The 23010-nt window shown below is 72.9% G+C and carries 5 protein-coding genes; all 5 read right to left on the bottom strand.

All coding sequences use genetic code 11. The features are described 5' to 3' along the window. Positions 1-144 precede the first annotated feature (144 nt). Positions 145-1557: a family 2B encapsulin nanocompartment shell protein gene (locus tag ACIRPK_RS03060; protein WP_403032068.1), complete on the bottom strand. Its 1413-nt coding sequence runs from the start codon at positions 1555-1557 to the stop codon at positions 145-147. Positions 1558-1850: 293 nt separating this feature from the next. After that, entirely contained in the window at positions 1851-2912 is a 1062-nt protein-coding gene (locus tag ACIRPK_RS03055; RefSeq protein ID WP_403032066.1) for a branched-chain amino acid aminotransferase, read from the bottom strand. A gap of 33 nt (positions 2913-2945) precedes the next feature. After that, positions 2946-3329 (bottom strand): nuclear transport factor 2 family protein, encoded by a 384-nt coding sequence (locus ACIRPK_RS03050; RefSeq protein WP_403032063.1) that lies wholly within the window; start codon positions 3327-3329, stop codon positions 2946-2948. After that, on the bottom strand, positions 3326-13528 hold the full coding sequence (locus ACIRPK_RS03045; RefSeq protein WP_403032061.1) for an amino acid adenylation domain-containing protein: 10203 nt from the start codon (positions 13526-13528) through the stop codon (positions 3326-3328). Before ACIRPK_RS03045 ends, ACIRPK_RS03050 begins: the two co-directional genes overlap by 4 nt. After that, positions 13525-22983, bottom strand: coding sequence for an amino acid adenylation domain-containing protein (locus ACIRPK_RS03040; RefSeq protein WP_403032059.1), 9459 nt, complete (start codon positions 22981-22983; stop codon positions 13525-13527). Before ACIRPK_RS03040 ends, ACIRPK_RS03045 begins: the two co-directional genes overlap by 4 nt. Positions 22984-23010: the final 27 nt, after the last annotated feature.

Raw genomic sequence — 23010 nt, 5'->3', positions numbered from 1 at the left:
CCGCGGGGCGGGTCCGGGTTTGTCGAGGCCCGGCTGTTGTATGGGTGGCGGCGCCTGCGGGGGGCCATGCTTTTGGGGGGGCCCCCCCCCCCGGGGGGGGGGCGGCCCGCCCCGGCCCGCCCCCCCCGACGCCCAACCGATGGATCAGTCGCGCCCGTTGGCGATCTGGACGTTCTCCAGCACACCCAGCGCGTCTGGCACCAGGACGGCGGCGGAGTAGTAGGCGGTGACCAGGTAGGAGATGATCGCCTTCTCGTCGATGCCCATGAAGCGGACCGACAGGCTCGGCTGGTACTCGTCCGGGATGCCGGTCTGGTGCAGACCGATCACGCCCTGGTTCTCCTCGCCGGTGCGCATCGCGATGATCGAGCTGGTCCGGTCCTTGCTGACCGGGATCTTGTTGCAGGGCAGGATCGGCACCCCGCGCCAGGCCGGCACCTTGGAGCCGTGCAGGTCCACGTGGTCCGGGTACAGGCCACGGGCGTTGAACTCGCGGCCGATCGCGGCGATGGTGCGCGGGTGGGCCAGCAGGAAGTCGGTGTCCCGGCGGCGGCTGAGCAGCTCGTCCAGGTCGTCCGGGGTGGGCGGCCCGGAGTGGGTCTGCAGCCGCTGCTTGAAGTCGGTGTTGTTCAGCAGGCCGAACTCGGGGTTGTTGACCAGCTCGTACTCCTGGCGCTCGCGCAGCGCCTCGACGGTCAGCCGGAGCTGGTGCTCGGTCTGGTTCATCGGCTGGTTGTAGAGGTCGGCGACCCGGGTGTGCACCCGGAGCACGGTCTGCGCCACGCTCAGCTCGTACTCGCGCGGCGAGGCGTCGTAGTCGACGAAGGTGCCGGGCAGCTGGACCTCGCCCCAGTGGCCGGCCGAGAGGGCGATCTCGGCCTCGCCCAGCTCGTTCTGCCGCTGCTGGGGGAGGGTCAGGAACTCCTGCACGTGCGCCTGGAGCGCGGGCGAGGCGTCCAGGATGGTCTGGAAGTCGGCCCGGGAGAGCGAGAGCACGGTGCCGTTGGTGACGGCCTTGACCGTGTAGTCCCACAGCGCGTTGTCGTCGGTCAGGCTCTGCTCGCCGAACCGGTCGCCGTCGGCCAGCACGCCGAGCTGGGTGGGCGCGTCGTACGCGTCCAGACCAGCTCGGCTGACCTTGCCGTGCGCGAGCAGGTGCAGCTGGTCGTTCGGCTCGCCGAGCTCGGCCAGCACCTCACCCGCCCGGAACTCGCGCTGGACGCACCGGCCGGCCAGCGCGACCAGCACGTCCTGGTCGTCGAAGCCGCGCAGCAGTGCCAGCTCACCGAGCTCGGCCGGGATCACCCGCACCTCGGAGCCGGTCTTCACGAAGTCGATCCGGCCGTCGCCGACCGTGTACGTCAGGCGGCGGTTGACCCGGTAGGCCCCGCCGGCCGTCTGCACCCAGGGGAGCACCTTGAGCAGCCAGCGGGAGGTGATCTCCTGCATCTGCGGGGCGGACTTGGTCGTGGTGGCGAGATTGCGCGCAGCGGCTGTGCCGAGGCTCAGCTGCTTCTCCTGCGCCTGCGTGGTCTCCAGGCTTGCGTCGACGGACATCTGCCGGGTCTCCTTCATATGGTCACGGCGGACCGCCTGTCGTGCTGACAGGTCGTCAAATATGCGTGAGCTAAACGGGATTGACGATGTCAGCGGCCCTGCCGACCCCTCGCCCCCGGTCAGTCACGACAGTAGATCGTCCGCGTGGCCGGGGCCCTTCATCCGGTCGTCCGCTCGCCTGATCAGGTGAAGAATGTGCATGGCGTGTGTAACTTCGGAATTTTCTGCTCAAGGAAGTACCCGAACGAAAAAGGTGGGCCCGGAGGAGCCCGGACCCACCTTCTCCCGTACCGTCAGCGGGTCGGGTGCAGCCAGCCCTCGGGGTCGGCGGCGAGGCCGTGGTGCAGGTCGGTGAGGGCGGTGCGGAGGGCGCGGGTGACCGGGCCCGGGGTGCCGTCGCCGATGGTCCAGTCACCGTCCCGGTCGCGGACCCGGCCGACCGGGGTGACCACGGCGGCGGTGCCGCAGGCGAAGACCTCCGAGATGGTGCCGTCGGCGCACTCGCGGCGCCACTGCTCCAGGGTGATCCGCTCCTCGCCGGCCGGGTGCCCGAGCCGCTCGGCCAGGGTCAGGATGGTGTTGCGGGTGACGCCGGGGAGCAGGGTGCCGGTGAGCTGAGGGGTGATCACCCGGGCGTCGGCGCCCCGGCCGCGGACCAGGAACATGTTCATCCCGCCCATCTCCTCCAGGTAGCGCCGCTCCACAGCGTCCAGCCAGACCACCTGCTGGCAGCCGGCCGCCTCCGCCTCGCGCTGGGCCAGGAAGGACGGGGCGTAGTTGCCCGCGATCTTCACGTTGCCGGTGCCGCCGGGGAAGGCCCGGACGTAGTCGTGGCTGACGAAGACCGAGACCGACTCGGTGTTCTCGCCGAAGAAGCCGCCCGCGACGAAGGCCATCAGCAGGAACCGGTAGGTCCGGGACGGGCGCAGCATCAGCGAGGTGTCGGTGCCGAACATCATCGGCCGCAGGTAGATGCTGTGGGACGGGTCGTCGGACAGGCTGCCCTGGTCGGCGTTGATCAACTGGTCGACCACCGAGACGAAGACGTCGGCCGGGAGCTCGGGCATGGCCAGCCGGGCGCAGGAGCGCTGGAACCGCAGGGCGTGGTCGGCGGAGCGCCAGACGCCCATCGCGCCGTCGGCCCGGCGGTGCGCCTTGAGGCCCTCGAAGGCGACCTGGCCGTAGTGCAGGCCGATCATGCCGGGGTGGACGGACAGGTTCTGCAGGGAGGTCAGCTCGGGGGCCGACCAGCCGTCCTGCTCGTTCCATTCCATGCTGATCATGTGCTCGGTGAAGGACTCGCCGTGGCCGGGGTTCGCGACGACCTGGGCGGTGGGCTCGAGGGTGGTGGTCATGGTAGGACTCTCCTTCTGGGGATGGGTGGACGGTCAGACGAGCGGGGCGAAGAAGTAGGTGTCGCGGGTGGCGAACAGCCCGTCGGGGCGGACGGTGAAGCTGTCGGCGAACCGCAGGTCGACCGGCGCTCCGGAGTGCAGCACGCCGTGGAACTCGCCGAAGACGCCGACCGTCGGGCCGTCCGCGAGCACGGTGGTCAGGGTGTGGCTGCCCGCGCGGATGGTGCGGTCGCGCCCGTAGAAGCCGAGCAGGCCCTCGGGGCCGGTCATCAGCCCGTAGCCGGGCCGGCGGTACTCGGCGTCCGGCGCGAACAGCGCGGCCAGGCCGGCCGCGTCGCCCTGGTCGACCAACGCGTAGAAACGGCGGACCACCCGGACGGCGAAGGCGCTCTCGGTGGTGGGCGGGGCAGTGGTCATCGGGGGTCTCCAGTGAGCAGGGCGGCGGTCAGGGTGGGGCGGATCGCGGCGAGCGGCGCGGGGCCGGTCATCCGGGCGTGGGTGCAGTCGATCGGGTGCACGGTGAGCCCGCCGCCGACGTACGGCTGCCAGACGGCGGGGTCGGGGGCGTCGGCCGGGCGGTCGGCGGTGGCCAGGTAGAACAGCACCTCGCCGTCGAAGTGGCCGGGGCGGTGGTCGGCCAGCAGGTTGAGGTTGCCGGCGAACACCCGGGGGAGCGCGGCCAGCAGCTCGGGTTCGAGCCCGGCCAGCGGGCCGTCGGGGCGGTGCACCGCCGTCCGGTACTCGGCCGGGGTCGGCCGGCCGTCGGGGTAGCCGTCCAGCGGGTAGCCTAGGGTGCCGAGCAGGGCGGCGAGCGTCTCGCCGTCCTCCGGCGACCAGTTCCGGAGCTGGGCCGGGATCGGCGGGTAACCGTCCAGCATCGCCAGCAGCGCGACCTGCTCGCCCGCCGCCCGCAGCTGGACCGCCATCGAGTGCGCGACCGCGCCGCCGTACGACCAGCCGAGCAGCTGGTAGGGGCCGGTGGGCTGGACCTGGCGGATCTGCTCCAGGTAGTCCTTGGCCATCTCCTCGATGCTCGCGGGGGCCGCCTCCGGGTCGGCGAACGCCCGGGACTGGAGGCCGTACACGGGCTGGTCGGGGTCGAGGGTGCCGAGCAGGCCGGAGAACACCCAGCTCACCCCGGCGGCCGGGTGGACGCAGAACAGCGGGGTGCGCGAGCCGCGCGGCCGGAGCGGCAGCAGGACGGCCAGCGAGTCCGACTCCTCGCCGGAGTCCAGGCGTTCGGCCAGTTCGGCCACGGTCGGTGCCTCGAACAGGGCCCGCAGGCTCAGCCGGGCGCCGAGCGCCGAGCGGAGCCGGCTGACCAGCCGGGTGGCCAGCAGGGAGTGGCCGCCGAGGTCGAAGAAGTTGTCGTCGATGCCCACCTCCGACTGCCCGAGCACCTGGGCGAAGATGTCGCAGAGCGTCCGGTCCCGTTCGTTGCGCGGGCCCCGGCTCGCCTGTCGGGTGGGCAGGTCGGGGGCGGGCAGCGCGCGGCGGTCGAGCTTGCCGTTCGGGGTCAGCGGCAGCGCGTCGAGCTGGACGAAGGCGGCCGGGACCATGTAGTCGGGCAGCTGCTCGGCGGCGAAGGCCCGCAGCCCGGCCGGGTCGAGCGGGTGCGGGGCGGTCAGGTAGGCGACCAGCCGTCGGCTGCCCGGCCGGTCCTCCCGGACGTCCAGGGCGACCTGGCCGACCTCCGGGTGGTGGGCCAACTGGGCCTCGATCTCGCCGAGTTCGATCCGCAGGCCGCGGATCTTGACCTGCTGGTCGGCCCGTCCGGCGAAGGCGAGTTGGCCGTCCGGGCGGCGGCGGACCAGGTCGCCGGTGCGGTACATCCGCTCGCCCGGTGCGCCGTACGGGTTGGCGGTGAACCGCTCGGCGGTCAGCCCGGGCCGGTTGAGGTAGCCCCGGGTCAGGCCCGCGCCGGCCAGGTAGAGCTCGCCGGTGGCGCCGACCGGGACGGGGGCCAGGTGCCGGTCGAGCACGTAGACCCGGGTGTTGTGCACCGGTCCGCCGATCGGCGGCAGTGCGCCCGGGGCGGGCTCCGGGCCGAGCTCGGCGGCGGTGGCCGCGACGGTGAACTCGGTCGGCCCGTACATGTTGACCATCCGGAACGGGACGCCCGGCGCGGGCCAGCGGCGCAGCGTGTCACCACCCAGGTAGAGCAGGCGCAGCGCGCCCGGATCGGCGGTCAGGTCGTCGAGCGAAGCCTCCAGCCGAGGGGTCGGCATGAAGCAGGCGGTGATCCCGGCCTCGGCCACCCAGCGGGTCAACGCCTCGGCGTCGTCCAGCAGTCGGGTGTCGGGCAGGACGGCGGTGCCACCGGCGGTGAGCACCGGCCAGAGCTCCATCACCGAGGCGTCGAAGCCCGGGGTGGCGAGCTGGCTGGCCCGGTCGGCGGCCGTGACGCCGTACTCGCCGGTGATCCAGGCGCACAGGTCGGTCAGTCCGGCGTGTTCGCAGACCACCCCCTTGGGGCGGCCGGTGGAGCCGGAGGTGTAGATGACGTACGCGGCGTCCCCGGGCCGGATCCGGACGGTGGGTGCGGTGTCGGGTCCGCCGGGGTGGCCGGGGAGCACCAGCGGGACGTACGGCAGCCGGTCGGCCAGTTCGGGCCGGGTGACCACCAGGGTTAGCGCGGCGTCCTTGACCAGGAAGGCGAGCCGCTCGGCGGGGTAGGAGGCGTCCAGCGGAACGTACGCGGCGCCGGCCTTGAGGATCGCCAGCAGGGTGGTGATCAGCTCGGTGCCCCGGTCCAGGCAGACCCCGACCAGCGCGCCGGGGGTGACCCCACGGTCGATCAGATGGCGCGCCAACCGGTTGGCCCGGGTGTCGAGTTCGGCATAGCTGAGCCGTTCGGCGCCGTGCTCCAGCGCGATCGCGGCCGGGGTGCGGCGGGCGTGCTCGGCGATCAGCTCGGGCACCGGCCGGCCGTCGGCGTGCGGCACGGCGGTGTCGTTCCACTCCACCAGGGCGGTGTGCCGCTCGGCCCCGGTGAGCAGGTCGAGCCGGCTGACCGGCAGTTCCGGGTCGGCCAGCGCGGTCTCCAGCAGGCGGAGGAACTGGCCGAGCAGCCGGGTGACGGTGTCGTGGTCGAGCAGGTCGGTGGCGTAGTCGGCGTTCAGCCGCAGCCCGGCCGGGGCGCCGTCCTCCCGGGTCTCGGCCACGGCCAGCGTGAGGTCGAACTTGGCGGCGCCGGTGCCGATCGCCACCGGATGGGTGGTCAGCCCGTGGAAGGCCGCGCCGTGGCCCTCGCCGGGCGGCTGGGCGAGCAGCATGATCTGGAACAGCGGGTGCCTGGACAGGCTGCGGGTCGGGTTGAGCTCCTCGACGATCCGCTCGAACGGGACGTCCTGGTTGGCGTATCCGGCGAGGTCGGACTCCCGGACCCGGCGGACCAGTTCGCGGAAGGTCGGGTCGCCGGAGACGTCGGTGCGCAGCACCAGGGTGTTGACGAAGAAGCCGACCAGGTCGTCCAGCGCTTCGTCGGTCCGGCCCGCGGTGGCCGAGCCGACCGGGACGTCGGTGCCGACGCCGAGCCGGGCCAGCAGGGCGCCGAGGGCGGCCTGGGCGACCATGTAGAGGGTGGCGTGCTGCTCGCGGGTGAAGGCGAGCAGCCGGGCGTGCAGCTCGGGGCTGCTGGTGACGGTGGCGGCGGCGCCCCGGAAGGACGGCTTGGCCGGCCGGGGGCGGTCCAGCGGCAGCGGCACCTCGTCCGGCAGACCGGCCAGCGCGCCGCGCCAGTGGGAGAGTTGACGGGACAGCAGGCTCTCCGGGTCCTGGTCGGTGCCGAGCAGTTCGTGCTGCCAGTGGGTGTAGTCGGCGTACTGGACCGGGAGCGGCCGCCAGTCGGGTGCGGTGGCGGTGCACCGGGCCCGGTAGGCGGTGGCCAGGTCGCGGAGCAGCGGGCCGAGCGACCAGCCGTCGGTGGCGATGTGGTGCATCACCAGCAGCAGCACGTGCTCCTGCTCGGCCAGGCGGAACAGGAACGGCCGGATCGGCAGGTCGGTGGTCAGGTCGAAGACGTGGCCGCAGGCGTCGGCCAGGACGGTGTCCAGGTCCGGTTCGGCGCAGTCGGCCGAGGTCCAGGCGGGTGCGGACCCGGCGGGCCGGACGAACTGCCGGGGCTCGCCGTCGATCTCGCCGTAGGTGGTGCGCAGCGCCTCGTGCCGGTCGAGCACGTCGGCCAGCGCGAGGCGGAGCGCCTCGGGGTCCAACTCGCCGCTCAGCCGCAGCGCGTAGGGCAGGTTGTAGGCGGAGCCCGGGCCCTGGATCTGCTCGTGGAACCAGAGCCGGTGCTGCGCGTGCGACAGCGGGACGGCCGCCTCGCGCTCGACCGGGCGCAGGGCCGGGCGGGTCCTGTCGGTCAGCCTGCCTGCCAGCTCGGCGATGGTGGGTGCCTCGAACACCGCCTGGATGGTGAGTTCGGCTCCCAGGGCGGTGCGGACCCGGCTGATCAGGCGGGTGACCAGCAGCGAGTGGCCGCCGAGGTCGAAGAAGCTGTCGTCGATCGAGACGGCCGGCTGCCCGAGCACCTCCGCGAAGATCGCGCAGAGCACCCGCTCCCGCTCGTCCCTGGGATCGCGGCCGGTCTCGCCGACCGGGAGCTCGGGGGCGGGCAGCGCGCGCCGGTCCAGCTTGCCGTTCGGGGTCAGCGGCAGCCGGTCGAGCTGCACGAAGGCGGACGGGACCATGTACTGCGGCAGCCACCGGGCGGCGTACCGGGCCAGTTCGGCCGGGTCGAGCGGCTGACCGGCGGTCAGATACGCGACCAGGCGCTTGTCGCCTGGGCGGTCCTCCCGGACCAGCAGGGCCACCTGGCCGACCTCGGGGTGGCGGGTGAGCAGGGCCTCGATCTCGCCGAGTTCGATCCGCAGGCCACGGATCTTCACCTGCTGGTCCGCCCGCCCGCCGAAGGCGAGCTGGCCGTCCGGGCGGAGCCGGACCAGGTCGCCGGTGCGGTACATGCGTTCGCCGGGAGCGCCGTAGGGGCAGGCGACGAAGCGTTCAGCGGTCAGGCCCGGTCGGTTGAGGTAACCCCGGGTCAGGCCGGCCCCGGCCAGGTAGAGCTCGCCGACGGCGCCCACCGGGACGGGTGCCAGGTGGTCGTCCAGCACGTACACCCGGGTGTTGGCGGCGGGCCGGCCGATCGGCGGCAGGGCACCAGGGCTGGGCTCGGGGCCGAGGTCGGCGGCGGTGGTGGTGACGGTGAACTCGGTCGGCCCGTACTGGTTCGACATCCGGAACGGGACGCCCGGGGCGGGCCAGCGGCGGAGGGTGTCGCCGCCGAGGTAGATCAGACGCAGTGCACCCGGGTTGGCGGTCAGGTCGTCGAGGGCGGCCTCCATCCGGGGCGTGGGCAGGTAGCAGGCGGTGATCCCGCTGTCGGCCACCCACTGGGTCAACGCCTCGGCGTCGTCCAGCAGATGGGGGGTCGGCAGGCAGGCCGTGCCGCCCGCGCAGAGGATCGACCAGAGCTCCATCACCGAGGAGTCGAAGCCCGGGGTGGCGAGCTGGCTGGAGCGGTCGGCGGCGGTCAGGCCGTACTCCCGGATCATCCAGTCGGCCAGGTTGCTCAGCCCGGCGTGTTCGCAGACCACGCCCTTGGGTCGCCCGGTGGAGCCGGAGGTGTAGATGACGTACGCGGTGTCCCTCGGGTGCACGGTCACCGGCGGCGCGGTGTCGGGGCCGGTCTGGGCGCCGAACAGGACGGCGGGGGTGCCGGGCAGCCGGTCGGCCAGTTCGGGCTGGGTGACCAGCAGGGTCAGCGCGGCGTCCGCGGCGATGAAGGCGAGCCGTTCGGCGGGGTAGGAGGCGTCCAGCGGGACGTAGGCCGCACCCGCCTTGAGGATCGCCAGCAGGGTGACCACCTGGGCGGTGCCGCGCTCCAGGCAGACCCCGACCAGGGTGCCGGGGGTGACCCCGCGGTCGATCAGATGGTGCGCCAACTCATTTGCCCGGGCGTCGAGTTCGGCGTACGAGAGTCGTTCGGAGCCGCACTCTAGGGCGGTCGCGGTCGGGGTCAGCCGGGCCTGCCGGGCGATCACCTCGTGCACCCGGCGGTCGGTCGGGAAGGCCACGGCGGTGTCGTTCCACTCCACCAGGACGGTGTGCCGCTCGGCCTCGGAGAGCAGCTCCAGGGCGCCGACCGGCCGGGCGGGGTCGTCGAGGGCGGCCTCCAGCAGCCGGAGGAACTGGCCGAGCAGCCGGGTGACGGTCTCCTGGTCGAACAGCTCGGTGGCGTAGTCGGCGTTCAGCCGCAGCCCGGCCGGGGCGCCGTCCTCCCGGGTCTCGGCCACGGCAAGCGTGAGGTCGAACTTGACCGCGTCGGTGCCGACCGGGACGGGCTCGGCGGTCAGGCCGGTGAACTCGGGCCCCTGGCCGCTGCCGGGCGGCTGGGCGAGCAGCATGATCTGGAACAGCGGGTGCCTGGACAGGCTGCGGGCTGGGTTGAGCTCCTCGACGATCCGCTCGAACGGGACGTCCTGGTTGGCGTATCCGGCGAGGTCGGACTCCCGGACCCGGCGGACCAGTTCGCGGAAGGTCGGGTCGCCGGAGACGTCGGTGCGCAGCACCAGGGTGTTGACGAAGAAGCCGACCAGGTCGTCCAGCGCTTCGTCGGTCCGGCCCGCGGTGGCCGAGCCGAGCGGGATGTCGGTGCCCGCGCCGAGCCGGCTGAGCAGCGCCGCCAGCGCGGCCTGGGCGACCATGTAGAGGGTGGCGTGCTGCTCGCGGGTGAAGGCCAGCAGCCGGGCGTGCAGCTCGGGCGAGCTGGTCAGGGTGACGGCCGCGCCCTGGTGGGTGGGCGTGGCGGGGCGCGGGCGGTCCAGCGGGAGGGTGACCTCGTCCGGCAGCCCGGCCAGGGCCTCGCGCCAGTGGGCGAGTTGACGCGACAACAGGGTGTCCGGGTCGTCGTCGGTGCCGAGCAGTTCGTGCTGCCAGCGGGTGTAGTCGGCGTACTGGACCGGCAGTGGCTGCCAGTCCGGTGCGGCCCCGTCCCGGCGGGACCGGTAGGCGGCCGCCAGGTCCCGGGTGAACGGCCCGAGCGACCAGCCGTCGGTGGCGATGTGGTGCAGCACCAGCAGCAACACGTGCTCCCGGTCGGCCAGTCGGAGCAGGTGCGGCCGGATCGGCAGGTCGGTGGTCAGGTCGAAGGGCACGTTGCAGGCGCGGGCCAGCTCGGCGCCCAGCTCCGGCTCGGCGCACCGGCCGAAGGTCCAGCCGGGGCGGGCCGCCTCGACCGGGACGATCCGCTGCCGGGGCTCGCCGTCGACCTCCTGGTAGGTGGTGCGCAGCGTCTCGTGCCGGGCGATCACGTCGTCCAGCGCCAACTGGAGTGCGGCGCCGTCCAGTTCGCCCCGGAGCCGGATCGCGTACGGGAAGTTGTAGGCGGTGCTCGCGGCGCCGCCCTGGGCCTGCTCGTAGAACCAGAGCCTGGCCTGGGCGGGCGACAGCGGGATCGCCGAGTCCCGGTCGGTACGCCGCAGTCCTGGGCGCGGGCCGCCCTCGGTGACCAGTTGGGTGACCAGGTCGGCGACGGTGGGCGACTCGAAGACGGCCTTGACGGTGAGTTCGGCGCCCATCACCGTGCGGACCCGGCTGATCAGGCGGGTGACCAGCAGCGAGTGGCCGCCGAGGTCGAAGAAGTTCTCGTCGATGCCGGCCGACTCCAGGCCGAGCAGGTCCGCGAAGATGCCGCAGAGCAGCTCCTCCCTGGCGTTCCGGGGGCCTCGGCCGGCCTGCCGGACGGGGAGTTCGGGGGCGGGCAGGGCGCGCCGGTCGAGCTTGCCGTTCGGGGTCAGCGGCAGCGCGTCGAGCTGCACGAACACGGTCGGGACCATGTAGTCCGGCAGCCACCGGGCGGCGTGCCGGCGCAGCTCGGCCGGGTCGAGCGGCCCGCTGCCGGTCAGGTAGGCGACCAGCTCCTTGCGGTCGCCGGGGCCCTGGTGGAGGTCCAGGGCGACCTGGATGACCTCGGGGTGGCGGGTGAGCATCGCCTCGATCTCGCCGAGTTCGATCCGCAGGCCGCGGATCTTGACCTGCTGGTCGGCCCGTCCGGCGAAGGCGAGCTGTCCGTCCGGGCGGCGGCGGACCAGGTCGCCGGTGCGGTACATCCGCTCGCCCGGTGCGCCGTAGGGGCAGGCGACGAAGCGTTCGGCGGTCAGGTCGGGCCGGTTGAGGTAGCCCCGGGCCAGCCCGGCACCGGCCAGGTAGAGCTCGCCGGTGGCGCCGGTCGGGACGGGGGCCAGGTGCTGGTCGAGCACGTACAGCCGGGTGTTGTGCACCGGTCCGCCGATCGGCGGCAGGGCACCGGGGACGGGCTCGGGGCCGAGCTCGGCGGCGGTGGCCGCGACGGTGAACTCGGTCGGCCCGTACTGGTTGGAGAGCCGGAACGGCGAGTCCGGCGCGGGCCAGCGACGCAGCGTGTCGCCGCCCACGTAGACCAGGCGCAGCGCCCCCGGCCGGGCCGTCAGGTCGTCGAGTGCGGCCTCCAGGCGCGGGGTCGGCATGAAGCAGACCGTGGTGCCGGAGTCGGCCACCCACCGGGAGAGCGCCTCGGCGTCCTCCAGCAGCCTGCTGTCGGGCAGCACGGCGGTGCCACCGGCGGCCAGCACCGGCCAGAGCTCGATCACCGAGGAGTCGAAGCCCGGGGTGGAGAGCTGGCTGGCCCGGTCGGCGGTGCCGAGGCCGAACTCCCGGACCATCCAGGCGGACAGGTCGGTCAGCCCGGCGTGTTCGCAGACCACGCCCTTGGGACGGCCGGTGGAGCCGGAGGTGAAGATGACGTAGGCGGCGTCCCTCGGGTGCAGGGTGACGGCGGGTGCGTCGACCGGGCCGTCGGGCAGGCTGTCGAGCAGCACCAGGGCGGCCGAGGTGGTGGGCAGCCGGTCGAGCAGGCCGGGCTCGGTGACCAGCAGTGGCAGCGCGGCGTCCGCGGCGATGACGGCCAGCCGGTCGGCCGGGTAGGAGGCGTCCAGCGTGACGTACGCGGCGCCGGTCTTCAGGATCGCCAGCAGGGTGACGATCCGTTCGATGCCGCGCTCCAGGCAGAGCCCGACCAGCACCCCGGGAGCGGCGCCCTGCGCGATCAGGCGGTGGGCCAACCGGTTGGCCCGGGCGTCGAGTTCGGCGTAGCTGAGGCTCCGGTCCCGGTGCTCGACTGCGATCGCGGCGGGGGAGCGGCGGGCGTGTCCGGCGATCAGTTCGGGCAGCGGGCGGCCGTCCGGCAGCGGGACGGTGGTGTCGTTCCACTCCACCAGGACGGTGTGCCGCTCGGCCTCGGTGAGCAGGTCGAGCCTGCTGACCGGCAGTTCGGGGGCGGCCAGGGCGGAGTCCAGCAGCCGGAGCAACTGGGCGAGCAGCCGTCGGACGGTGTCGGCGTCCAGCACCTCGGTGGCGAAGTCGGCGTTCAGCCGCAGCCCGGCCGGGCTGCCGTCCCGGTGGGACTCGCCGACCGCCAGGGTGAGGTCGAACTTGACCGCGTCGGTGCCCACCGGCAGTGGGGCGGCGGTGAGTTCGGCGAAGTCCGGTCCCGGGCCGGCGCCGTCGCCGGACTGCTGGGCGAGCAGCATGATCTGGAACAGTGGGTGTCTGGACAGGCTGCGGGTCGGGTTGAGCTCCTCCACCAGGCGCTCGAAGGGCACGTCCTGGTGGGCGAAGGCGGCGAGGTCGGAATCCCGGACCCGGGCCACCAGCTCGCGGAAGCCGGGGTCGCCGGAGACGTCGGTGCGCAGCACCAGGGTGTTGACGAAGAAGCCCACCAGGTCGTCCAGGGCCTCGTCGGTGCGGCCCGCGGTGGCGGAGCCGACCGGGATGTCGGTCCCGGCGCCGAGCCGGGACATCAGGGTGGCGAGCGCCGCCTGCACCACCATGAAGACGGTGGCCTGCTGCTCCCGGGCGAAACCGAGCAGCCGGGTGTGCAGCTCCGGGGTGCTGACGGCCGAGACGGCGGTGCCCTTGTGCGCGGGGACGGCCGGGCGGGGGCGGTCCAGTGGCAGCGCAACCTCGTCCGGCAGCCCGGCCAGCGCCTCGCGCCAGTGGGCGAGTTGCTGACTGAGCAGGCTCTCCGGGTCGTCGTCGGTGCCGAGCAGTTCGTGTTGCCAGAGGGTGTAGTCGGTGTACTGGACCGGGAGCGGCTCCCAGTCGGGTGCACCGCCCCGGCAGCGGGCCCGGTAGGCGGCGGCCAGGTCGCGGACCAGTGGGCCGAGTGACCAGCCGTCGGTGGCGATGTGGTGCATCACCAGCAGCAGTACGTGCTGCTGCTCGGAGAGCCGGAACAGGAACGGCCGGATCGGCAGGTCGGTGGTCAGGTCGAAGGCGAGGTTGCAGGCCGCGGCGAGCTCGGCGTCGATGTCCTGCTCGCTGCTCGGGGCGACCGTCCAGACCGGGGTGACGTCCTCGATCGGCAGCACCCGCTGGTACGGCCGGCCGTCGGCCTCGCCGTAGGTGGTGCGCAGCGCCTCGTGCCGGTCGAGCACGTCGGTCAGGGCGAGGCGCAGCGCCTCGGAGTCCAACTCGCCGGTCAGCCGCAGCGCGTAGGGGAGGTTGTAGGCCGAACTGGTACCCGCGATCTGCTCGTAGAACCAGAGCCGGGTCTGGGCGTAGGAGAGCGGGATCACGAGGAGACCTCCTTGGTGCGGGCCCGCAGGGCCGGCCGGGCCCGGGTGGCGGTGGTCAGCCGGCCGGCCAGGTCGGCGATGGTGGGTGCCTCGAACACGGCCTTGATGGTGAGTTCGGCGCTCATCACCGAACGGACCCGGCTGATCAGGCGGGTGACCAGCAGGGAGTGGCCACCGAGGTCGAAGAAGTTGTCGTCGATGCCGACGGTCTCCAGGCAGAGGATCTCGGCGTACAGGCCGCAGAGCTTCTCCTCCCGCTCGTTCCGGGGGCCTCGGCCGACCGGGCGGCCGGTGTGGTCGGGAGCGGGCAGGGCGCGCCGGTCGAGCTTGCCGGTCGGGGTCATCGGCAGCGCGTCCAGCAGGACGACGGCCGAGGGGACCATGTACTCGGGCAGCAGCTCGGCGACGAAGGCGCGGACGGCGACCGGGTCGACCGGACGGTCCGTCACCACGTACGCGACCAGCCGCTTGTCACCGGGCTGGTCCTCGCGGACCACCACCGCCGACTGGCCGATGCCGGGGAACTTCCCGACCGCGGTGCGGACTTCGCCGGGTTCGACGCGGAAGCCGCGGATTTTGACCTGGTCGTCGGCGCGGCCGAGGAATTCGAGGGTGCCGTCGGGGAGCCAGCGGACGAGGTCGCCGGTGCGGTACATGCGTTCGCCGGGGGTGGCGTGGGGGTTGGCGACGAAGCGTTCGGCGGTGAGGGCGGGTTGGGCGGTGTAGCCGTGGGCGAGGCCGAGGCCGGACATGTAGAGCTCGCCGGTGACGCCGGGGGCGACCAGTCCGAGGTGGGTGTCGAGGACCCAGAGTTGTTTGCCGTTGAGGGCGCGGCCGACCGGGATGCTGGTGCGGTCGGCGTCCTGGGGGGTGACGTGGTGGGCGACGGTGAAGATCATGGATTCGGCGGGGGAGTAGCCGTTGACCAGGCGGAGCTTGGGGAAGTCGGTGATCAGGCGCATGACGTGGGGGATGGAGGCGGCTTCGCCGCCGGTCATCACCTGGCGCAGGTCGGTGAAGGTCTGGGGGTATTCGTCGAGCAGGAAGTTGAGCAGACTCGCCGAGACGTGCAGCGTGGTGACGGCGTGCTCGCGGACCAGGGCGGCGATCACGGTGGGCTCGGGGCGCTGGCCCGGCTGGAGCACGCAGACCCCACCCGAGAGCAGTGGGCTGAAGAGTTCGAGGGCGAAGGCGTCCCAGGAGATCGGCGAGCACTGGAGCCAGACCTGGCCGGGGTCGAGGGTGGCGAAGTCCTGGCCGAGCAGGGTGCCGACGATGGCCTGGTGCGGGGAGACCACGCCCTTGGGGGTGCCGGTGGAGCCGGAGGTGAACATCAGGCAGGCGGCGTCCAGCGGCCCGGCGATCGGGGGCAGCGGAGTGCTGGGGAGGTCGGGCAGACGGTCGGTCAGCACCTCGGGTGCGTCGAGCCGGCCGGTCAGGGTGGAGCGGGTGACGACCAGTCGGGCCCCGGTGTGGGCGAGCACCGCGTTGATGCGTTCGACGGGGAATTCGGGGTCGAGCATGGTGTAGGTGCCGCCGGCTTTGAGGACGGCGAGGACGGCGGTGACGAGGTGGGCGGAGCGTTCGAGGTAGACCCCGGCGACGTCGCCGCGTTGGAGTCCTTCGGCGATCAGGTGGTGGGCGAGCCGGGTGGAGCGCTCGTCCAACTCCCGGTAGGTGACACGCTCGTCGCCGAAGACCAGCGCGGTGGCGTCCGGCGCCAGGGCGGCCTGCTCGGCGAACAGCTCGTGCACCGTCCGCTCCACCGGCACCCGGGCGGGAGCGCCCGCCCAGTCCAGCGCCAGCGTCCGCCGCTCCGCCGCCGACAGCACGTCCACCAGGCCGACCGGCAGCTCGGGAGCGGCCAGCGCACCCTCCAGCAGACGGACCAGCCGGGCCGCCAACTCCTCGACCGTGTCCCGGTCGTAGAGGTCGGAGGCGTAGTCCACGTTGATCCGCAGTCCGGCCGGCGCGCCCTCCTCACGGCGCTCGGTGACGGCCACCGTCAGGTCGAACTTCACCGTGTCCACCCCGGCCGGGACGATCTCGGCGGCCAGGCCGGGGATCACCAGCTCGGCGGCGCTGTTGTTCTGCACCACCAGCATGATCTGGAACAGCGGGTGCCTGGCCAGTGTGCGGACCGGGTTGAGCTCCTCCACCAGGCGCTCGAACGGCACGTCCTGGTGGGCGTAGGCGTCCAGGTCGGACTCCCGGACCCGGGCCACCAGTTCGCGGAAGCCGGGGTCGCCCGAGACGTCGGTGCGCAGCAGCAGGGTGTTGACGAAGAAGCCCACCAGGTCGTCGGCGGCCTCGTCCACCCGGCCCGCGACCGGGGTGCCGAGGGGGATGTCGGTGCCGCCGCCGAGCCGGGAGAGCAGGGCGGCCAGACCGGCCTGCAGCACCATGAACAGGGTCGCCTGGTTCTCCCGGGCGAAGCTGAGCAGTCGGCCGTGCAGCTCGGCGCCGACGGTGACGTGGACCGCGTCGCCGAGGTTGGTCGGAGCGGCCGGACGCGGGCGGTCCAGCGGGACGGTCAGCTCCTCCGGCAGCTCGGCCAGCGCCGAGCGCCAGAAGGCGAGTTGCTGGGAGAGCAGGCTGCCCGGGTCGTCGGCCGCACCGAGCAGCTCCTGCTGCCAGATGGTGTAGTCGGCGTACTGCACCGGCAGCGGCTGCCAGTCGGGCGCCTCGCCGGTGGTGCTCCGGGCGGCGTACGCGGCGCCCAGGTCGCGGACCAGCGGGCCCATCGACCAGCCGTCACTGGCGATGTGGTGCATCACCAGGAGCAGCACGTGCTGCTCCTGGTCGAGCTCGAACAGGTGCACCCGCAGTGGCGGTTGGGTCGACAGGTCGAAGCCCTGGTTGGCGGCCCCGGCGATCAGTGCGGCCAACCCCTCCTCGTCGGTGGTCAGTTCGGTCCACGGGATGCCGGCCTGCTCGGGGGTCAGCACCCGCTGGTAGGGCTCGCCGGCCCACTCCTGGAAGACGGTCCGCAGCACCTCGTGCCGGGCCACCACGTCCGAGACGGCGTCCCGCAGCGCCCGGGTGTCCAGCGCGCCGCGCAGGCGGATGGTGAGCGGGACGTTGTACGCTGAGCCCTGCTCCTCCAACTGGCCCAGGAACCAGAGCCGTTGCTGGGCGAAGGAGAGTGGAAGACGCTCCGGCCTGACCACCGCGCGGAGCGCCGGGCGGGCGTGCTGGGCACGGTCCACCCGCTTGCCGAGCCGGGCCACGGTCGGGGCCTGGAAGAGGTCGCGGATGCCGATCTCGACACCGAGCACCGAGCGGAGCCGGCTGACCAGGCGGGTGACCAGCAGCGAGTGGCCGCCGAGGTCGAAGAAGTCGTCGTCGATGCCGACCGCCGCCAGGCCGAGGATCTCGGCGAACAGTCCGCAGAGCAACTCCTCCTGGGCGTTGCGGGGTTCGCGGCCCTGCGGCCGGTGGGTGTGGTCGGGGGCGGGCAGGGCGCGCCGGTCGAGCTTGCCGGTCGGAGTGATCGGCAGCGCGTCCAGGAAGACCACCGCCGAGGGCACCATGTACTCGGGCAGCAGGCCGGCCACGTGGGCCCGCAGGGCGGCGGCGTCCACCGCCAGGGCCTCCGGCGAGCCGTCGGTGACCACGTAGGCGACCAGCCGCTTGTCACCGGGTCGGTCCTCCCGGACCAGTACGGCGGCCTGGCCGACCCCGGGGTAGCCGGCAAGGGTGGCCCGCACCTCGCCCGGCTCGACCCGGAAGCCGCGGATCTTCACCTGGTCGTCGGCCCGGCCGAGGAACTCCAGGATGCCGTCGCCGCGCCAGCGCACCAGGTCGCCGGTGCGGTACATCCGCTCGCCCGGGCCGCCGTACGGGCAGGCCACGAACCGCTCGGCGGTCAGCGCCGCCTGGCCCGCGTAGCCGTGTGCCAGACCGACGCCGGACATGTAGAGCTCGCCCGTCACCCCGGGCGCGACCAGGCCGAGGCCCTCGTCCAGGACGTACAGCCGCTTGTTGCCGAGCGGGCGGCCGACCGGGATGGACGGGCGGGTGCCGTCGGCCGGGGTGATCTCGTGCGAGACGGTGAAGATCATGGATTCGGCGGGGGAGTAGCCGTTGACCAGGCGGAGCTTGGGGAAGCTGTGGACCAGGCGCATGACGTGCGGGATGGAGGCGGCTTCGCCGCCGGTCATCACCTGCTGGAGTCCGGTGAAGGTCTGGGGGTATTCGTCGAGCAAGAAGTTGAGCAGGCTGGCGGAGACGTGCAGCGAGGTGACCCGGTGGCGGGTCACCAGCTCGGCGATGACGGCCGGCTCGGGGCGCTGGCCGGGCTGCAGGACGCAGATCCCGCCGGACATCAGCGGGCCGAACAGCTCCAGCGCGAAGGCGTCCCAGGAGACCGGGGCGCACTGCAGCCAGACCTGGGCCCGGTCGAAGTCCACGAAGCCCTGGCCGACCAGGGTGCCGACGATCGCGCGGTGCGGGGAGACCACGCCCTTGGGCACACCGGTGGAGCCGGAGGTGAACATCACGCAGGCGGCGTCGCCCGGGTCGGCCAGCCCCTGGAGGCCGGTGACGGGGTGCCGGGCGATCAGCTCGGCCTCGGTGTCCAGGGCCAGTTCGCGGTGCGGGCCGGGCAGCCGGCCGGACAGCTCCTCGACGGTGAGCAGCAGTCGGGCGTCGGTGTGGGCCAGTACGGTGGCGATCCGCTCGACCGGGAACTCCGGGTCCAGCATGGTGTAGGTGCCGGCCGCCTTGAGCACGGCGAGCACCGCGACCACCAGCTCGACGCCGCGCTCCAGGTAGACCCCGGCGACGTCGCCGCGCCGGAAGCCGTCGGCGATCAGGTGGTGCGCGAGCTGAGTGGAGCGTTCGTTCAACTCGCGGTAGCTGACGTGCTGTTCGCCGAAGATCAGCGCGGTGGCGGCGGGCTGCCTGGCGGCCTGCTGCTCGAACAGCTCGTGCACGGTGAGCTCGGCCGGGAACTCCACGGTGGTGTCGTTCCAGTCCACCAGCAGGGCCTGCCGCTCGTCGCCGGAGAGGATCTCCAACCGGCCCACCGGGACGTCCGGTTCGGCGAGCTGACCCTCCAGCAGGCGGACCAGCCGACCGAGGATCACCTCCACCGAGGCGCGGTCGAACAGGTCGGTGGCGTACTCCGCCATCGCCCGGATGCCGGCCGGCTCGCGGTCCGGGCCGAAGGTCTCGGTGAAGCCGAGGGTCAGGTCGAACTTGGCGGTGTCGGTGGTGACCGGCGCGATCTCGGTGTCCAGACCGGGCAGCCGGAGCTTGGCCTCGGCGTTGTTCTGCACCACCAGCATCACCTGGAACAGCGGGTGCCGGGAGAGCGTGCGGACCGGGTTGAGCTCCTCCACCAGGCGCTCGAACGGCACGTCCTGGTGGGCGTAGGCGTCCAGGTCGGTCTCCTTCACCCTGGCCACCAGCTGACGGAAGGTCGGGTCGCCGGAGAGGTCGGTGCGCAGCACCAGGGTGTTGACGAAGAAGCCGACCAGCTCCTCCAGCGCGTCGTCGGTGCGGCCGGCCGTCGGGGTGCCGAGGGGGATGTCGGTGCCCGCGCCGAGCCGGGTCAGCAGCCCGGCCAGCGCCGCCTGCATCACCATGAAGAGGGTGGCGTTGTTCTCCCGGGCGAAGGCCAGCAGCCTGCGGTGCAGCCCCTCGCCGAGCCGGGCGGTGGTGACCTGGCCCTGGTTGGTCGGCAGCGCGGGGCGGCTGCGGTCGGCCGGGAGCGCGATCTCCTCCGGCAGGTCGGCCAGCGCCTGGCGCCAGAAGGCGAGTTGCTGGGAGAGCAGGCTGTCCGGGTCGTCCGCCGAGCCGAGCAGGTCCTGCTGCCAGAGCGTGTAGTCGACGTACTGCACCGGCAGCGGCTCCCAGTACGGGGCGGTGCCCTCGCAGCGGGCGCCGTACGCGGTGGCCAGGTCGCGCATCACCGGGCCGAGCGACCAGCCGTCGCTGGCGATGTGGTGCATCACCAGCAGCAGCACGTGCTCCTCCGGGCCGACCGCGAAGATGTGGGCGCGGATGGGGAGTTCGACCATCAGGTCGAAGGAGTGCCGGGAGGCCATGTCGAGTTCGAGCGGCAGCTCGTCCGGGTCGGTGTCCAGCACCGTCACCATCGGCCGGGCCACGCCGGGCGCCACCACTCGCTGGTACGGCTCGCCGTCCACCTCCAGGAAGACGGTGCGCAGCGCCTCGTGCCGGCCGACCACGTCGGACACCGCGCTGTGCAGCGCGTCCACGTCGAGGCGGCCGCGCAGCCGGATGGTGTGGGCCACGTTGTACGTGCTGTTCGGCCCCTCCAGCTTGTTCAGGAACCAGAGCCTGCGCTGCGCGTAGGACAGCGGGATCTCTTCGGGACGCTCCATGACGTAGGACCCCTTTCGCGCCCGGTGGGCGCCACGGATTCGCTCGGCGAGGCGCGACACGGTGGGCGCCTCGAACAGGTCTCGGACGGTCAGCTCGACGCCTGCGGCGGAGCGGATGCGGGCGATCAGGCGGGCGGCCAGCAGGGAGTGGCCGCCGAGTTCGAAGAAGTCGTCCTCGATCCCGGCCCGGTCGAAGCCCAGGATCTCGGCGAACAGGTCACAGAGCTGGGCCTCTTGCGGAGTCCGGGGCGGGCGGCCGGTCTCGCGCGGGGTGTGGTCGGGGGCGGGCAGGGCACGGCGGTCGAGCTTGCCGGTCGGGGTGAGCGGCAGCGCGTCCAGCACGACCACGGCGGACGGGACCAGGTGTTCGGGCAGCCGGGCGGCGACGAGGGCGCGCAGCGCGGTCGGGTCGACCGGGTGGTCGGTGACCACGTAGGCGACCAGGCGCTTGTCGCCCGGGGTGTCCTCGCGGACCACGGCGGCGGCCTGCCGGACGCCCTGGTGGGCGGTCAACGCCGCCTGCACTTCGCCGGGTTCGACGCGGAAGCCGCGGATTTTGACCTGGTCGTCGGCGCGGCCGAGGAATTCGAGGGTGCCGTCGGGGAGCCAGCGGACGAGGTCGCCGGTGCGGTACATGCGTTCGCCGGGGGTGGCGTGGGGGTTGGCGACGAAGCGTTCGGCGGTGAGGGCGGGTTGGGCGGTGTAGCCGTGGGCGAGGCCGAGGCCGGACATGTAGAGCTCGCCGGTGACGCCGGGAGGCAGCAGGGCCAACCGCTGATCCAGGACCCAGAGTTGTTTGCCGTTGAGGGCGCGGCCGACCGGGATGCTGGTGCGGTCGGCGTCCTGGGGGGTGACGTGGTGGGCGACGGTGAAGATCATGGATTCGGCGGGGGAGTAGCCGTTGACCAGGCGGAGCTTGGGGAAGTCGGTGATCAGGCGCATGACGTGCGGGATGGAGGCGGCTTCGCCGCCGGTCATCACCTGTTCGAGCCCGGTGAAGGTCTGGGGGTATTCGTCGAGCAGGAAGTTGAGCAGGCTGGCGGAGACGTGCAGCGAGGTGACCTGGTGACGGGTCACCAGCTCGGCGACGGCGGCCGGTTCGGGGCGCTGGCCGGGCTGCAGGACGCAGGTGCCGCCGGAGAGCAGTGGGCTGAAGAGTTCGAGGGCGAAGGCGTCCCAGGAGACCGGGGAGCACTGGAGCCAGGTCTGCTGAGGGTCGAGGGTGGCGAAGTCCTGGCCGAGCAGGGTGCCGACGATGGCCCGGTGCGGGGAGAGGACTCCTTTCGGCGTGCCGGTGGAGCCGGAGGTGAACATCAGGCAGGCGGCGTCCAGCGGCCCGGCGATCGGGGGCAGCGGCGTGATCGGGTGCAGGGCGGCGGGTTCGATCAGGATCTCGTCGGCCGCCAGGCGGCCGGCCAGGGCGGCGCGGGTGACCACGAGTCGGGTGGTCGGCAGGAGGGAGTTGATGCGTTCGACGGGGAATTCGGGGTCGAGCATGGTGTAGGTGCCACCGGCTTTGAGGACGGCGAGGACGGCGGTGACGAGGTGGACGGAGCGTTCGAGGTGAATTCCGGCGACGTCGCCGCGTTGGAGTCCTTCGGCGATCAGGTGGTGGGCGAGCTGGGTGGAGCGCTCGTCCAACTCCCGGTAGCTCACCCGCTCGTCGCCGAAGACCAGCGCAGTGGCGTCCGGCGCCAGGGCGGCCTGCTCGGCGAACAGCTCGTGCACCGTCCGCTCCACCGGGACCCGGGCGGGAGCGCCCGCCCAGTCCAGCGCCAGCGTCCGCCGCTCCGCCGCCGACAACAGGTCCAACTGACCCACCGGCAGGTCCGGTTCGGTGAGCGCCGCCTCGATCAGCCGGAGCAGCCGGTCGGTCAGCGTGACCACCGAATCCCGGTCGAGCAGATCGGTCGCGTACTTCATCAGCAGGCTGATGCCCTCGCCCGCCGGGCCCTCCGCCAGCTCCACGATCAGGTCGAACTTCGCCACGTCCAGGTCGACGACCTCGGTCTCGACCGTCAGGCCGGGGAAGTCGGCCGCCGACCCGGGGCTGTTCTGGAGCACCAGCATCACCTGGAACAGCGGGTGCCTTGCCAGGCTGCGGGTCGGGTTGAGCTCCTCCACCAGCCGCTCGAACGGCAGGTCCTGGTGGGCGTACGCCTCCAGGTCGGACTCCCGGACCCGGGCCACCAGCTCGCGGAAGCTGGGTGCCCCCGACAGGTCGGTGCGCAGCACCAGGGTGTTGACGAAGAACCCGACCAGGTCCTCCAGTTCACGATCCGTCCGCCCGGCCACCGGCGTGCCGAGCGGCACGTCGGTGCTCCCGGTCAGCCGGGACAGCAGGGCGGCCAGTGCGGCCTGCACCACCATGAACAGGGTGGCCTCGCCGCTCCGGGCGAACTCGTTGATCCGGGCCTGTAGTTCGGGCCCGATCCGGGTGGCCAGCACCTCGCCGTGGTACGACGGCGAGCCGGGCCTGGCGCGGTCGGCCGGTACGGTCAGCTCCTCCGGCAGCTCGGCCAGCGCCGAGCGCCAGAAAGCGAGTTGCTGGGAGAGCAGGCTCTCCGGGTCGTCGGCCGAGCCGAGCAGCTCCTGCTGCCAGAGCGTGTAGTCGGAGTACTGCACCGGCAGCGGCTCCCACTCCGGGGCCGCCCCGCCGTGGCAGCGGGCCCGGTAGGCGGTCGCCAGGTCCCGCAGCAGCGGGTCCAGCGACCAGCCGTCGGCCGCGATGTGGTGCAGCACCAGCAGCAGCGTGTGGTCGGTCGGGCCGGCCTCGAACAGGTGGGCCCGCAACGGAAGTTCGGTGGCCAGATCGAAGCCGTGCGCGGCGGCGGTGCGGACCGCCGCCGCGCTGTGCCCGGCGACCGACCAGACCACCGAGGGCTGCTCCAGCACCTGCTGCCAGGGGCTGCCGTCCCGCTCCACGTACACGGTGCGCAGCGCCTCGTGCCGGTCGGTCAGGTCGGTGACGGCGGCCCGCAGCGCCTCCCGGTCGAGCGGGCCGCGCAGTCGGACGGTGAGCGGGACGTTGTAGGTCGGGCTCGGCCCCTCCACCTGGTTGAGGAACCAGAGGCGGGCCTGGGCAAAGGACAGCGGAATCATCGGGCCTCCCGGAGCCAGGGCATTCGA

Source organism: Kitasatospora sp. NPDC101801, from assembly GCF_044766665.1.
Lineage (GTDB): Bacteria > Actinomycetota > Actinomycetes > Streptomycetales > Streptomycetaceae > Kitasatospora.
This window is presented reverse-complemented; position numbering and strand designations above follow the sequence as displayed.

Excerpts from the sequence above, each read along its gene's own strand:
- ACIRPK_RS03060 (WP_403032068.1), bottom strand. The coding sequence starts at position 1,557 with ATGTCCGTCGACGCAAGCCTGGAGACCACGCAGGCGCAGGAGAAGCAG.
- ACIRPK_RS03055 (WP_403032066.1), bottom strand. The coding sequence starts at position 2,912 with ATGACCACCACCCTCGAGCCCACCGCCCAGGTCGTCGCGAACCCCGGC.
- ACIRPK_RS03050 (WP_403032063.1), bottom strand. The coding sequence starts at position 3,329 with ATGACCACTGCCCCGCCCACCACCGAGAGCGCCTTCGCCGTCCGGGTG.
- ACIRPK_RS03040 (WP_403032059.1), bottom strand. The coding sequence starts at position 22,983 with ATGATTCCGCTGTCCTTTGCCCAGGCCCGCCTCTGGTTCCTCAACCAG.